Origin of the sequence: Streptococcus sp. 2579, from assembly GCF_013277195.1 — a bacterium.
In the GTDB taxonomy this organism is placed as follows: Bacteria; Bacillota; Bacilli; order Lactobacillales; family Streptococcaceae; genus Streptococcus.
Genome location: NZ_VMMM01000005.1, coordinates 15,527 through 30,603 on the forward strand (window position 1 = coordinate 15,527; position 15,077 = coordinate 30,603).

The 15,077-nt window shown below is 42.2% G+C and carries 13 protein-coding genes; all 13 read right to left on the reverse strand.

Going from position 1 to position 15,077, the window contains the following annotated elements:
* Positions 1-964: 964 nt before the first annotated feature.
* A complete protein-coding gene (gene adcA / locus HT725_RS02545; protein WP_173252999.1) occupies positions 965-2,470 on the reverse strand; it encodes a zinc ABC transporter substrate-binding lipoprotein AdcA in 1,506 nt (501 codons plus the stop codon).
* Positions 2,471-2,479: 9 nt separating this feature from the next.
* Complete coding sequence (locus HT725_RS02550; protein WP_000950038.1) at positions 2,480-3,286, reverse strand: metal ABC transporter permease; 807 nt, start codon at positions 3,284-3,286, stop codon at positions 2,480-2,482.
* Positions 3,279-3,983 (reverse strand): metal ABC transporter ATP-binding protein, encoded by a 705-nt coding sequence (locus tag HT725_RS02555; RefSeq protein WP_001269496.1) that lies wholly within the window; start codon positions 3,981-3,983, stop codon positions 3,279-3,281. Before HT725_RS02555 ends, HT725_RS02550 begins: the two co-directional genes overlap by 8 nt.
* Positions 3,983-4,423, reverse strand: a complete 441-nt coding sequence (gene adcR / locus HT725_RS02560) for a zinc-dependent transcriptional regulator AdcR (protein WP_001249308.1) — start codon at positions 4,421-4,423, stop codon at positions 3,983-3,985. Before adcR ends, HT725_RS02555 begins: the two co-directional genes overlap by 1 nt.
* A gap of 152 nt (positions 4,424-4,575) precedes the next feature.
* Positions 4,576-5,844: a D-alanyl-lipoteichoic acid biosynthesis protein DltD gene (dltD, locus tag HT725_RS02570; protein ID WP_173253000.1), complete on the reverse strand. Its 1,269-nt coding sequence runs from the start codon at positions 5,842-5,844 to the stop codon at positions 4,576-4,578.
* On the reverse strand, positions 5,837-6,076 hold the full coding sequence (gene dltC, locus HT725_RS02575) for a D-alanine--poly(phosphoribitol) ligase subunit DltC (protein WP_173253001.1): 240 nt from the start codon (positions 6,074-6,076) through the stop codon (positions 5,837-5,839). The genes dltD and dltC overlap by 8 nt, the downstream gene beginning before the upstream one ends.
* Before the next feature lie 12 nt (positions 6,077-6,088).
* Positions 6,089-7,333: a D-alanyl-lipoteichoic acid biosynthesis protein DltB gene (gene dltB, locus HT725_RS02580; RefSeq protein WP_173253002.1), complete on the reverse strand. Its 1,245-nt coding sequence runs from the start codon at positions 7,331-7,333 to the stop codon at positions 6,089-6,091.
* On the reverse strand, positions 7,330-8,880 hold the full coding sequence (gene dltA / locus HT725_RS02585; protein ID WP_173253003.1) for a D-alanine--poly(phosphoribitol) ligase subunit DltA: 1,551 nt from the start codon (positions 8,878-8,880) through the stop codon (positions 7,330-7,332). Before dltA ends, dltB begins: the two co-directional genes overlap by 4 nt.
* A 20-nt stretch (positions 8,881-8,900) precedes the next feature.
* A complete protein-coding gene (locus tag HT725_RS02590) occupies positions 8,901-9,032 on the reverse strand; it encodes a teichoic acid D-Ala incorporation-associated protein DltX (protein ID WP_000813667.1) in 132 nt (43 codons plus the stop codon).
* A gap of 228 nt (positions 9,033-9,260) precedes the next feature.
* Positions 9,261-9,965, reverse strand: a complete 705-nt coding sequence (locus tag HT725_RS02595) for an MIP/aquaporin family protein (protein ID WP_173253004.1) — start codon at positions 9,963-9,965, stop codon at positions 9,261-9,263.
* 87 nt (positions 9,966-10,052) lie between these two features.
* Positions 10,053-11,879 (reverse strand): type 1 glycerol-3-phosphate oxidase, encoded by a 1,827-nt coding sequence (glpO, locus tag HT725_RS02600; protein WP_173253005.1) that lies wholly within the window; start codon positions 11,877-11,879, stop codon positions 10,053-10,055.
* A gap of 41 nt (positions 11,880-11,920) precedes the next feature.
* Complete coding sequence (glpK, locus tag HT725_RS02605; RefSeq protein ID WP_050256796.1) at positions 11,921-13,429, reverse strand: glycerol kinase GlpK; 1,509 nt, start codon at positions 13,427-13,429, stop codon at positions 11,921-11,923.
* Between the two features lie 158 nt (positions 13,430-13,587).
* Positions 13,588-15,015: a helix-turn-helix domain-containing protein gene (locus HT725_RS02610; protein WP_173253006.1), complete on the reverse strand. Its 1,428-nt coding sequence runs from the start codon at positions 15,013-15,015 to the stop codon at positions 13,588-13,590.
* Positions 15,016-15,077: the final 62 nt, after the last annotated feature.

A 15,077-nucleotide genomic window follows, 5' to 3' on the forward strand; every position in this document is an offset into this window, starting at 1 on the left:
GAGTAAACCGAGTGACTAGCCTATAAACACCCGTTAAATCGCTAAGATACGTCAAAAAAGCCCTTAACTATCGCACTAGTTAGGGGCTTTGGTGTTCTAATGAACCTTATCAATTAACTATATTCTAGCATATAATCTACAATAGTTCAAGCATTAAGTGACCTTGATGATCTAAATTTAGTGTGGTATACTATTTTGGTCATCGGTTACCGATTACGTTCCTATGGGGTCGTGAGAGGAGGTGAAACTAATGAGCCTTATGCCTGAGCTTGCTCTTACTATTATAGCGGATGTTATAGCAGGAATTATCTTGTATTTCGTCTGCAAATGGCTAGATGGTAAGAAGTAGACCGACTGACTAGCCTATCAACACCCGTTAAATCGCTAAGATACGTCAAAAAAGCCCTTAACTATGGCAGTAGTTAGGGGCTTTGGTGTTCTAATGAACCTTATACACTAACTACATTCTAGCATATAAGCCCAGATATTTCAAGAGTTTTATTTATTATTTAAAGTTCCTTAGTTCTGAAAGGTATTTGATTTTTCATCAATTCATTTAAAAATACTATACAAATTTCTTTACATTTTCCATAAGTGTGATATAATGAACTCAATAAGATAACTTGTGAAGGATAAACGCTGGGTCCCAGAATGGGGTAGACTGAAAGGTTGAGCATTCCTATGTGCCTGGGGTTATCTTTTTATTTTGATTTTTTAAGGCTCTCTACAAAATTTAGAGGGTCTTTTTCTATTACTATAGAATATACCAAAAAATCCCTTAACTACTGCAATAGTTAAGGGATTTGGTGTTCTAATGAACCTTACCCGATAAAATTATTCTAACACACAAGCGCTAAGATTTCAAGAGTTTTATTTATTGTTTAAAGTTCTGAAAGATCTATAATGAAGTTAGCCATCTAGTACCCAAAAACCGACTAGCTCCTATGAACTAGTCGATTTCTCATCAATGCGCCAACATTTCTTGGGCGATTTCTTGTCCAGATAGGTTATCTGGGTAGTAGGTTGGCCAGTTATCCATTTCTTCAAAGAGGGCTTCTTGGCTTGTGCCTCCAAAGAAGATATGGAAATGTTCTGCCTTAACTGGGGCGATATTGTGGTCACTAAACTGAACATACTTGAATTGTCCAGCGTCTGCATCTGTGGCTTCAAAGAGGAAGCGCACGCCACGATTGCCTTTCTTGTAAGTTAAGATTTTCTTACCAACATACTTGTAGGTGAATTTCTTACTTTGTCCACCTTGAACAAATTCCATAGTGTTATCAGTGATATTAATCTTAGTCACATCTGTCTGATAGCCTTTTGTATAGTAGGCCTTGTACTCAGCCTGAGTCATCTTACCAGTCAACTTAGCCTTGTAGTCAAAGATCTGATCAAAAGTTCCATCTTCAAGGAAAGGATAAACTGATTGCCAGTTACCTGCATAGTCACTCAAGGTACGATCCTTGACATCTGCATCCTCAAAGTAACCATTTTGAACTGTCTTCGTATCCTCTGCCTTTTCAGGTTCGATAGCTGGACCTTCTTGGTCTGTTGTTTGTTTTAGAGCCTTGAGGTTTTTCTCCATGATAGAGATGTAATTTTCTCCAGCCTTGGTATCTTCTTCTGTCAGACTTTCTAAAGGATTGAGGACATCTGTTTTGACACCTGCCTCTTTTGAAAGTGTGTTAGCAAGGGCTTGTGAGGCATTTTCTTCAAAGTAGATATAGGCGATTTTATTTTTCTTGACATACTCTGTCAATTCTGCCAAACGAGCAGCTGATGGCTCGGCATCTGGAGAAAGGCCTGAGATTGCGACTTGTTTGAGTCCATAGTCCAAGGCGAGATATTTAAAGGCTGCGTGTTGCGTTACAAAGCTCTTTTGTTTGGCTTTGGATAAGCCTTCTGCATAAGCCTTATCCAAGGCTTGCAATTTTTCGATATAGGCAGCCGCATTCTTCTCAAAGGTCTCTTTTTTATCAGGATAATCTGCTGACAAGCTGTCACGGATGTGCTCTACAAGTTTAATGGCACGAACTGGTGATAACCAAACATGGGGGTCAAACTCATGGTGATGGCCTTCTTCTCCATGGTCATGGTCTCCCTCTTCTTCCTCACCACCTGGCAAGAGCAACATATCGCCTGTCGCCTTGATGGTTTTGACCTTTTTCTTATCCAAGGTATCTAGCAATTTAGGAACCCAAGTTTCCATGTTTTCATTTTCATAAACGAAGGTGTCTGCGTCTTGGATTTTGGCAACTGCCTTGGCAGATGGTTCGTATTCATGGGGTTCTGTACCAGCACCGATTAGGAGTTCTACATTAGCAGTATCTCCTGCAACTTGCTTGGTAAATTCATAGACAGGGTAAAAGGTTGTCACGATATTTAGTTTGCCATCTGCCTGCTTTTGATTGGAACAAGCCACTAAAAACAAGGCACATAGACTGGCTAGTAATAAGCTAATTTTTTTCATCTTAGTCTCCTATTTGATAAAACGTCTTACTAAACTAATTAGCAAGAAAACAGTTACAAAAATAATAGTAATACTTGCACTTGCAGGTGTTTCTGCATAGTAGGAAATGTAGAGTCCTGCCACCATTCCCAAAAAGCCAATAGCACTAGCAAGTAGCATAACCGATTTAAAATTTTTCCCCAGACGCAGGGCAATACTAGCTGGTAAGACCATAATGGTCGATACCAGAAGAGCTCCCGCAGCTGGAATCATAAGGGCAATGGCCACCCCCGTCACCATGTTAAAAAGAATGGACATGGTACGAACGGGCAAGCCATCCACAAAGGCCGTATCCTCATCAAAGGTCAGGATATACATTGGACGAAGGAAGAGGAAGGTCAAAATCAAAACAACCGCCGCAATGACAAAGAGGGAAATAACCTGCTCTTCGCTGATAGTCACGATTGAACCAAAAAGGTACTGGTCCAAACTCATAGAACTAGAACTTTTTCCCTTGCTCATGACAATCAGAGAAACAGCCAGACCTGTTGACATAAGGATAGCCGTCCCGATTTCCATAAAGCTCTTGTAAACCGTACGGAGATACTCCAGAAAGACCGCCGCAATCAAGACAATGGCAATCGTAGAAACTGTCGGAGAAATCCCCAAAACCAACCCAAAGGCTACACCTGAAAGCGAGACGTGGCTAAGAGTATCACTCATCAAACTCTGACGGCGCAAGATAAGGAAGGTTCCAAGAACTGGCGAGAAAAGACTCATGGCAATAACAGCCAGAAAGGCACGTTGCATAAAGTCATAAGATAACAAACTAAGCATGGCCCACCTCCTGATCATTCTCATGAACGTTGAAACAACGCCATGGCGAGTCTTGGTTACGGACTAGATGAATATTGCGGTCCGCATAATCCTTAACTTCTTCAGGGTCATGGGTAATCATCAAAACAGCCTTGCCATGATGATGGGCGCTGTGGTGCATAAGTTCGTAAAATTCATTTTTACTTCCTGCATCCATCCCCGTTGTCGGCTCATCTAGGATAAACACATCTGGGTCCGAAGCAAACATACGAGCGATCACCGCTCGCTGCTTTTGTCCCCCAGAGAGAGACCCCAAGCGTTTGTCTCGGTGTTCCCACATACCAACTGAGTCCAAACTAGCCTTGATATGCTCCTCATCATGAGCATTCAAACGACGGAACCAGCCTTTTCGCGGATAGCGACCCGACTTGACAAATTCATAAACCGTACTTGGAAAACCAGCGTTAAAACTGGCAATCTGTTGAGGAAGGTAAGCTATTCTCAATTTCTTACCCTGCGTATTTGTCTTTGAAATGGTCACCTTTCCAATGCGTGGCTGGAGGATTCCAAGACTGGCCTTGATGAGTGTCGTCTTAGCCGCCCCATTTTCCCCTGTCAAGGTAACAAATTCCCCACTATCAACACTATAATTGATATGTTCAAGAACGGGCTCCTTATCATAATAGAAGGATAAATCCTCTACCGTAATATATCTCATTATTTGATTTCTCCTACTAAAGCAGTCAAAAACCGCTGGATCACTTTTTGTTCATTTGGAGTAAACTGAGTCGCCACTTGTTCATAGGTTAAAAGTGTATGCTCATGGTGATGATGGTGCTCCTCAGCGATTGGACGAGCCAAATCAGTCAACTGATAAAAAATCACACGCGCATCCTTAGGATCTTTAGATGTTTCCAACATCCCTTCCTTGACCAAAGACTTAATGGCCTTGGTAACTGCCGCCTGACTGACATTGAGACGACGAGCCAACTCTGAATTTGTTAAAGATTCCTCCGACAAGAGCATGAGGATATGCTCCTGGGTATTGGTCAGAGCTACCTCGCTAGTACAATGACCTATTAGGATTTCATGTTGGTTTTCTGCCTGTAAAATCACCTCATTCAAAAAAGCATCGATATCCTTCGCTAGCTGTCTCATATCTGACTCCTTTCCTTTTAGACTTCTCTTTTTTAAAAGAAAAATACTATTCTTTGAAAAATTATTTACTGGTTAATTATATCACAACCAAAAAAAGAGTCAAGAAAAAACGTGAAAACTAGTTTCATCCTTGAACTCTTCTATACTATTATCTATTGAAATGCCTTGACATCTCCATCATAAGTCGCCCAGTCTTTACTGAAAAAGCGCTCATTCAGATGGTACGTCGGAGCTGGGGTGGGATTGGATAGGAAGGGATCAACGGCCTTATCAAATGCCAACCAACCTAACCAACCAAGGTGAATGGTGTCCTTCATAAAGAAAGGCTCCCCGCCGTCCTTAGAAAAATCTGCTATATTGGTAAAACCTTGACTTTCTAATTGGTAGCGAATCTTCTGCACCGTTTGTTGGTACATATCCTCTCGTAAACCAGCGTAGTCCATCCATTTTTTATTAACAGGTGGAATGATAAAAATCGGGTTTACCCTAGATTTAGAAAACTGTGTTAAAACCAACTGCAAGTCATTATACTCTGGCGACTTGAGATAGGTAAAGCTTTTCTGAGAGTCCTTTAATTTCTTCAGATCCTTCTTAATCTGCGTATTATAGAAATAATTTTCCATTCCCAGATCATTATTGGAAGTATTCTTTTCAGCATCTGCTTTAACGACATCTTCTATAGCTTGATAAGAAAACTGGTCTGGCAAGGTCTTTAAATACTTAACTACATGCTTATCATAATTGACATAGCCTCTAACTGAAAACTGCCCAAAAAAGGAAGCTTGGCGTTCATTAAACCGAGCCAATAATTCAATCATTTCATTGTCTGCCGTCGACAATTCTTCTTTACTTGCCAACTTCTGAACCAAATCCTTCATAGCTACGTTAGGAAACTGCTGTAGTAAGCGAGTCGCCGCATATTGGCTAGCCTGATCTCCAGATTGATGTTCCAGAAAACTGGTCAACTGGTCTCCATTAAAATACTGCTGAAAAGCTGCTGGCTCATAACCATATTTACTGAACCACTGGGGTGAGATAACATACACAACTTGTTTATTCTCTAGCTGTGGCAACATCTGTTGCATTCCAAAATACTGGTTAAGCGATGCAGCTCCCCTCTGTCCTAAAAGATACGGACGGTAGGAGCGATTATACTTCTCAGCCAAGACTGCAGGATGAGCACCGTCAAAACGAAGCCATTCACTAGAGCCAAAGAAGGGAACAAAACGTATGTTCGGATCAGATAGTGCTCTGACCTTTTGACTTCGCTCCTTAAAACTATCGATAGTAGTAGCCACTGCTGAACGCTTTTCAGCTCCTAGATTATGACGCATCTCAGTAGGATAAAAGAAAATGAGCAGAAAAACCAACAAACCAGCTATCAAGACCGGTCCGAAGATCATCCATAAGCGTTTAAGCATTTTGTAGCTCCACAATACCAGCTATGATTTTATTAGCTGTATTCCAGTCGTCGCGACCAAACTCTGTTACAGGGACACGAATGTCAAAACGGTTTTCAATCTCCACAATCAACTCAACCGTTCCCATACTATCCAAGACACCTGCGTCAAAAAGATCTTCATCCATCATGTCAGAAACATCTTCCATAAACAACTCATCAATAATTTTGATAACTTCTGATTTGATATCCATATTTTATTTCCTTTATTTTTTAAACCATAGATCATTCAAAAATCCAGAAAAGATTAAGAATGACAGCATGACGACATGGAAGGTGACAACCATGCCAAGCAACTGAATCCAGCGATTCTCAGGCAGAGCAGCTTTCCCTGCTTTTTTCCGCTCCTTATTGAGCGTTTTTTTCTTGCGAACCCAAGCGTCATTGATGACCAAGCCTAATCCATGAAAGAGTCCATAGGCGATATAGTACCAGGTCACTCCATGCCAAAATCCCATAATCAGCATATTTACAATGTAGGCCACACTTGAGGTTACATTGCGATTTTTAAAGACCTTCTTTCTGGTCAACACCATGACCATTCGCATAAAGACAAAGTCACGGAACCAGAAAGAAAGGCTCATGTGCCAGCGATTCCAAAACTCCTTCAAATCCCTTGATAAAAAGGGCTTGTTAAAGTTGATAGGGCTACGGATTCCCATCAAATTTGAAATGGCTAAGGCAAACATAGAATAACCTGCAAAGTCAAAGAAAAGTTCCAGACCAAAGGTATACATGACTGCCAAGGCATAGGGGTTAAAGAAGCCACCTGACTGCAAGGCTAAATTCTTCAAAGGAGGGAGTAAGGTCTCTCCTAAAACATGAGCTAGGATAAACTTGTACAAAAAGCCCCACATGATATAGCGAACAGATTCATCCAGCATATCCATCAACTCATCTCGCTCAGGAATGGTCTGATAATTTTCATTAAATCGCTTAAAGCGATCGATTGGACCACTTGAAAAGGTCGGCATGAAGAGAAGGAAACGAAGGAATTCCCAGAGGGTAAAATCCTTAATCACTCCATCTCTCAGCTCGATGATAATCCCAACCGAACGAAATGTCAGGTAAGAAATTCCCAAAAATCCAAGCAAAGACTGCGTTCCATTGATAGCTGGCTGCACCTTGACAAAGATAATCGGAAGGAGGGACAGAAAACTAACTAAGTAGAAGACCCACTTGCCATCCTTGCTTTTTCGATAATGCTTGTAGAAAAGCAGGAGCAATATTTCCCAGCAAAGGTAAATACCCAAGGCAGCCAACTGATTGGTCTTCCCACCTACCAACATGGTGACAATAAAGAAGAGACTTACCAGCACTTCGTACCAGGCAAAGCGTTTCTTGAAAAAGAGACCGATAAAGATGGGCAAGGTTGCAGCAATCACATAGACAAAATACTGAGGATTGCCGTATGGCTCTAAATGAGGAAGCTGTTGAAAGAACTCCATCATCTCTTATTCACCTCGTTAATCAATCCTTTAATGTCAATCTTTCCATTTGGAGTCAGTGGCAAACTGTCTTGATAAAGGAATTTAGACGGCATCATGTAGGACATCATGATGTCTGTCAAATCTTCCTTAATGGCCTTGGTAATATCGATATCACGCTCAAACTGCTCACGCACACCATCTTTTAAAATGACATAGGCCAATAGATTTTGCACCTTGTGGTCTTTATTATAACGTGGGACAGCGACAGCAGAATCGATAAAGCGAGACTTGTTGAGGTTTTGAGAGACATCTTCTAACTCAATGCGGTAACCGTTGAACTTAATCTGGAAGTCCATTCGTCCGCCGTAGAGAAGCAAGCCCTCATCTGTCATGGTTCCCACATCGCCTGTATGGTAGGCTGGCAGACCTTCAAACTCAAAGAAGGCTTCTGCCGTTTTTTCAGGATTGTTCATATAACCTTTTGAAACAGCTGGTCCTGACACAATGATTTCTCCCTGTTCGCCATTTGGCAGTTTATTTCCTTCCTCGTCAATGATAAAGGTTGGAGAATCAGCCTTGGTATAGCCGATTGGTAGGCGTTTGAGAGTCGCCAACATCTCGTCTGTCACAGCAACAGCTGACAAGGCTACTGTCGCTTCTGTTGGACCGTAAGCATTGATAATACGGGCATTCGGGAAACGCTCACGCAGTTTTTGAGCCGTTTTGACCGTCAATTCTTCACCATCAAAGTAGAAATGCGTGATTCCAGGCATTTTCTCACTGTTGAAGGCTTCAGACAACATGGCCATATCTGCAAAAGAAGGGGTTGATGTCCAGATAGCGATTGGCAATGAAAAGATAGTCGCAAAGAGTTGCTTAAAGTCCTGAGTAATGGCAGATGGAAGAGCAAAAAGCGTCCCACCAAGTGCCAAGGTCGGTGCCCAGTACATGACAGACAGGTCAAATGAATAAGGTGGTTGAGCCAGCATTTGCGGACGACTTGGCGTCGCAAATTCCTTATCCGTAATCATCCAGTTGGTAAAGCTGAGGAGGTTATCATGGGAAATCTGCACTCCCTTTGGCTTACCAGTCGTACCAGAAGTAAAGATAATGTAGTAATTATCATCGCCCTTGACTGGATGCGTGATCTCATAGCTAGTCCCTTGAGCAAAGGCTTCTTGAACCTGAGCTAGAGTCATCATCGGTGTAGAAACCTGCTCCAAAGGAAAGTCTGAAATGGCAATAATCAAACTTGGCTCCGCTACTTCTAAAATAGCCGAAACTCGCTCCAAGGCCGAATGGCTATCAATGGGAATGTAGGCATGACCTGACTTAGTCAGCGCTACAAAAGTTGCCAACATTTCATATTCTTGGCCACCAAAAACAACCACAGGAGACTTTTCAAGCAAGCCTAGTTGGTCAATGGCTGTAGCCAAACTATCCGAATCAGCCTTTAAATCGCCATAAGTGTGTTCCTGCCCCAAAACATTATAAACAGGATAGCTAGGCTGTATCTGAGCAAAATGCTCAATGGTTTCAATCATATCTACTATTGGTTTATTTGACACAATAGGAATTCTCCTTCAAGTTAAAATTCATTATAGATAAAGCTTCCTTGACCCTGACCAAGATAGCTAAAGAAGTAAAGCAGCCCTAGAAAGATAAGAAAATACAAGGCTGTCCGACCAAGAAAAAGGTACAATTCTTTTCTCTGTTTCATCAAGAAAAACCATTCATTTCTGTAATTTTTCGCTAAAATAAGAGTGATTCTTACTAGCTTATTTTTCTACCATTGTACCACTTTATATAGTATTTTTTCAATTGTTTACCGTATGTTTTCAATAGATTTCAGCTTATTTTAAGGATTATGCGGTTTTCTATGTATATTTTAAAAGAAAAAAGCCTGAGATTTCCATCTCAAGCTCTATCAACATAGTTGTTTTCCAGATTAGAAAAGTGAGAATACGAGAACGGCCAAGGCTGCACCGATAACAGGTCCCACAACAGGAATCCAAGCGTAAGACCAGTCTCCGTCTCCCTTGTTTGAAATTGGAAGGATACTGTGCATGATACGAGGTCCAAGGTCACGTGCAGGGTTCAAGGCATAGCCTGTTGTCCCACCTAGTGATAGACCAATACCGACAATCAAGGTTCCAACTGCGAAGGTTCCGATACCTGCCTGAAAATCATAAAGCCCCAAAGCAAAGATTGTCAACACCAAAACAAAGGTTCCAAGGATTTCGCTAATCAAGTTTGATACAGTATCCTTGATGGCTGGTCCAGTACTGAAGGTTGCCAGGATATTTCCTGCATTTTCTTCTGCCTCATAGTGAGGTTTGAATTGCAACCAAACCAAAATCTGACCAAGCATAGCCCCTGCGAACTGAGCTAGGATGTATGGAAAAACGGAAGCCCAAGGCAAACCACCTTTTAAGGCCACACCAATGGTCACAGCTGGGTTTAAATGAGCTGGACTGAGCTTGCCAGATACAAAAACTGCAACTGCAACCGCAATCCCCCAACCCATAGTAATCACAATCCAACCTGAGCTATTGCTCTTGGTTTTAGGAAGAACTACACCTGCTACAACACCATTTCCTAGAAGAATCAGGATTAAAGTCCCCAAAAATTCTCCAAATAATTCATTCGTCATCTTTCTGTCTCCATTAAAAAGAAGGGGCGGGCGACAAGGAGTCCTACCCTCCACCTCTTTTATTTTTTTTATTTTTTTTATTTTTTCTTAATTTTTTAATTCTGCTAAATCGTTGTTAGCGAGTGCCGCTTCGACATCAGCACGGTAAGCTGCTTTTTCTTCTTCTGACCAGTCATAGAATCGTCCCATTTCATCCAAAACTGGCTCAACGATGCTATCCAAACTATCACGCATAAAGAGCATGTGGTTGGTACGACGAAGAAGGAAGTCAACTGGGCTCAGAGCCAACTCATTGCGCATTGCATAGTGAAGTGACAAGGTGTCTGCCAAGCTGAGTCCTGGCGCTTGTTCCAAACTGTGAGCAAGGGCAAAAACTTTCGGTGCATTTGAACCGTAAAGATTTGCTAGGTAATGAGCTTCCTTACTATCCAAGCCACGTGATACTCCAAGTTGCGCAAAGGCTTCGATTTCTGAGTCCACATTTGCTGGGTTCAATTCCCCACCTGAAACAGGGTATGTCTTAGAGTTGATGAGTTTAAAGCTGCGGTCAAATTCTGCTTTGAGGATGTCAACCACGCGCTCCATAGCTCCTTCAGCCATCTTACGGTAGTCTGTGATTTTACCACCAGCAAGAGTCAAGAGCCCATTATCATCTCGGTCCAAGCTAGAACCACGAGAAACTGCAGATGGGTCCAAATGTTTCTCAGAGGTACTGCTTTCAAGCTTGCTGACAGCAGCCTCGACGTCTTCACGAGTTTTTTCTTTAGAGAGGTAAGACTCAACAGTCGCGATCAAGTTGTTAAAGCTTTCATCACTGATAGTTCCGTTATTCCCTCCATTGTAGTCAGAAGCGCTATTGCCTGCGATCAATGGACGAAGACCTGCCCAGCTACTTTCAATGTCAGCAACTGTAATATTCGCTTCTGGGAAGCGGTTGTTGACAATGCCAAGTAGATAATCTACATCTTCCTGAGTCACTTTCGGATGTTCCAAATCACCTGTGTAGTCTGTATCAGTTGTACCAAAGTAAGTCTTGTTTTCACGCGGGAGAACAAAGACCATACGGCCATCACCCAAACCTGTATCAAAGTAAATTGGCTGTGAAACCTTGATTTTGCTTGAATCCACTACCAAGTGAACTCCCTTAGTTGGACGCATTTGTGAGAATTGGGTTCCCTGATTAGACAAATTGCGCACCTTATCGCTCCAAGGACCTGTAGTGTTGATAACCAGACGAGCCTTGATTTCAAAGACTTGGTCTGTCAACAAATCACGAGCTACAACACCTGTAATCTTGCCGTTTTCGTCAAAGAGGAAGCCTTCTGCCTTCACGTGGTTGGCAATGAGGGCACCGTCTTGGTTGGCACGTTTGATATTTTCAATCACGAGACGCGCATCGTTGTTACGGAAGTCAAGGTAAACCCCACCTCCTACCAAACCTTCTTTCTTCAAGTTTGGTTGGCGTTCCAAGACTTGATCCTTGCTCAAAACTTTGTTAGCAGCTGGTGTGTTGTTAACTCCTGCCAAAAGGTCGTACAAGTCCATGGCTACTTTGAGACGGAAGAGGCTAAAGGTCGCTCCATCCTCATCGTAAACGGGCAAGAGCATTGGGTCTGGTTTTGGAATGTGTGGAGCAATTTGTTGTACTACTGCACGTTCTGAAACCGTATCTGACACTACTTCTACGTCAAATTGCTTGAGGTAACGAAGACCTCCGTGAACCAATTTTGTTGAACGGCTGGATGTTCCTTCTGCGAAATCCTGCATTTCAATCAAACCAGTATCAAGACCACTGGCTGCCGCCTGCAAGGCTACACCAGCCCCTGTGATTCCTCCACCGATAATCAAGAGGTCCAGGGTGCGTTCCTGCATTTTTTTAATTGATAATTCACGTGTTTTCTTTGAAAATTCCATATTTACACACTTTCTAAATAAATCGCTTTATTCTGCCAGTATTAGTCGTCTACTTCCGCAAAGACTTGGGTTGCTTTTACGGCCTTCTTCCAGCCCTTGTAGAGTTGTTCCTTGCGAGATTCGTTCATAGATGGCTCAAAGAGTTCTCCTGTCTCGTTCAAGAGTTTCAACTCATCCAAGTCTTTCCAGTAACCTACTGACAAACCAGCTAGGAAGGCTGCTCCTAGAGCTGTTGTTTCCAAGTTTTTGGCGCGTGCGATGTCAATTCCCAAAATATCAGCTTGGAACTGCATGAGGAAATTGTTCATAGCTGCACCACCGTCTACTTTCAAGACTTGGATAGCTGTCTGCGCATCCACTTGCATGGTGTCGATGATGTCACGCACTTGATAAGCAATAGATTGCAAAGTCGCCTTGATAAAGTCTTCTTTACTTGTTCCACGAGTCAAACCAAAGACAGAACCTCGAGCGTTTTGGTTCCAGTATGGAGCGCCTAGACCTGTAAAGGCTGGAACGACATAAACTTCATCATCATTGTGAGAATCACGAGCGTATTTTTCAGATTCTGGTGAATTTTCAACCATGCGAAGACCGTCACGAAGCCACTGAATGGCACTTCCTGCGATGAAGATAGAACCTTCCAAGGCATAGTAAACCTTGCCATTGATACCGTAACCAATGGTTGTCAAGAGGTTGTTTTCAGACAACTGCATTTCTTCCCCAGTATTCATGATGATGAAAGAACCTGTTCCATAAGTATTCTTGACCATACCTGGTTCAAAGGCTAACTGTCCAAAGAGGGCTGCTTGTTGGTCACCAGCCATACCTGAGATTGGCACTTGTCCGCCGTAGAAATGGAATGGCGCTGTCTTACCGTAAATTTCAGAGTTAGAACGAACTTCTGGAAGCATAGCCTTAGGAATGTTGAGGATTTCCAAAATCTCATCATCCCATTTGAGTTCTTTAATGTTATAAAGCATGGTACGAGCTGCATTTGAGTAGTCCGTCACGTGAGCCGCACCGTCAGTCAATTTCCAAACCAACCAAGTATCAATGGTACCAAAGAGCAATTCCCCTTTTTCTGCTCGCTCTTGAGCGCCCTCTACATGGTCCAAAATCCAACGAACCTTGGTAGCAGAGAAGTAAGCATCAATAATCAAACCAGTCTTTTCATGGAATTTTTCCACATAACCTTGGCTTTTTAGTTGTTCAGCCAAAGGTGCTGTCTGGCGTGACTGCCAAACGATAGCATTGTAGATAGGAAGTCCTGTTTTCTTATCCCAGACGACAGTTGTTTCACGTTGGTTGGTAATCCCGATTGCTTCGATTTGATTTGGCTTGACACCGCTTTCGATGAAAGCACCCGCAATAACTGACTGGACTGAGTTCCAAATTTCATTGGCATTGTGCTCAACCCAACCTGCCTGAGGGAAAATCTGAGTAAACTCTTTTTGGCTAGAGCTGACCTTTTCTCCTTTTTTATTAAAAATGATGGCACGAGAACTTGTAGTTCCCTGGTCAATAGCCATAATGTATTTTTCTTGTGACATGTGCTGTCCTCCTGATAAAGATCTTGAGGTGTTTCCTCTTTACACTTACTAGTATACAAAATAAAGCGCTTTCTTGTTTATCAACTTTTTTTAATTTTTTAAAAAATGTGAGGAGATTGTGTGAATTTCACAAAAAAGGCCTGGGTTAACCAAGCCTTTTAGGTAAATAATAACTGACGAATCCCTGCCAAATCTTCCATATCCAAGTCGTTTTTTAAATAATAGACTGGTGTCTGTTCCTTCTTATGAATAGGGTTATTGGTAACCAGCAAATCATAATGGCGACTAGGGTCATAGGCTTCAATGGTAATAAAACGATTGTATTCCAAATACCGTTTCAAAATGGCTGCCATCCTTGAAAAGACAAGAAAACCAGATGTCAAATCCAGACCAATCCGCATATGTTGACCACCATTTTCAGCCATATATTCGATCAACTGGAGCCATTCCCAGAGAATTTTCTTATCTAAGTCCGTCCCCTGATGAAAGGCAGGTAGAGCATGAAAAATCTCCTCTGCCGTTCCCCTAAAATCATGTTCCATCAACAAATAAGGATGGCGATTCTCTAACTGGTACTTGTAGCGATCCTGTAAAATATAGCCCTTATAGAGATAGACTTGAGCACAAAGCTGACTGAGTTCATAGGTGACATGGTCCTCTGTATAACCGCCCAGCAACTCCTCTTTCTTCATTTCTTGAATCAATTGCGTCAGTAAATCTGCCAACTGCCCTCCAAAACCAAGGATATATTCCATTGTATGAAGAGGAAGAATGCGATGGGATAGGAGGAAAGAGAAGAAAATCATCATCTCCCCATCCTCAGTTCCTAGAGGAAGGTGTTGTCCAGCGAAAAAGGACGGAGCCTTTCGATGCAAACGAAGGTAGAAAATATTGTCAAAGTACCCTCGCATTTTTTCTTCTATCACTTGAAACTGACAGGCGTTGACCCGAAGACGTTGTTGACTGATGTGACTCCACAAAACCAAGTCCAATTTCTGCCCCGAAGACAAACTTGCACCGCAGATTTCTTCTAAACTGGCAATCTCCTGTTTTCTCTCTGGTTTCTGCATGTGACCTTCCCACTCCTGACTGGACCAGACCTTGCGGAAAAGACAGAAATAGAAATAGCGAATCTGATGTTCTGGGCCTCGCCAACGTCCATTTTGGATGGATAAGTCAAATTCTGACAAAATCTGATTTAAACTAGCTAAGTGGCGACCAAGCGTAGCCTCACTAATCATCAATTCTTGAGCCAACTGATGGGCTAAAAACTGTTGGTGGTAAAGAAGATAAACTAGAATCTGATATTTAACCGCATTCTCCAAAAACGAGCTCCGGATGTCTCTCCCCTTGGTAGCTGCACCGATTGACAGACGCAGATTTTCATCTTCTAAGTGAATAGTCAGCTCTAAGCCACTATCCAAAGCCTTGTCATTAAGCAGGGTGACATATTTGGTTAGAGTTGCTTTTGAAAATCCTGTTTCCTCCATCACAGCCTTGACAGTCGTCTGAGACTCTTGTAATAGAAAGGAAAGGATTGAAAATTGGCCAGATTCGGCCTTTTCCATCAAATCTCCTAAATACATTTGTTACCCCTTTCATTTTCTACCTTAAGCATAGCATAAATCTTACAAATGCTGAAATAATC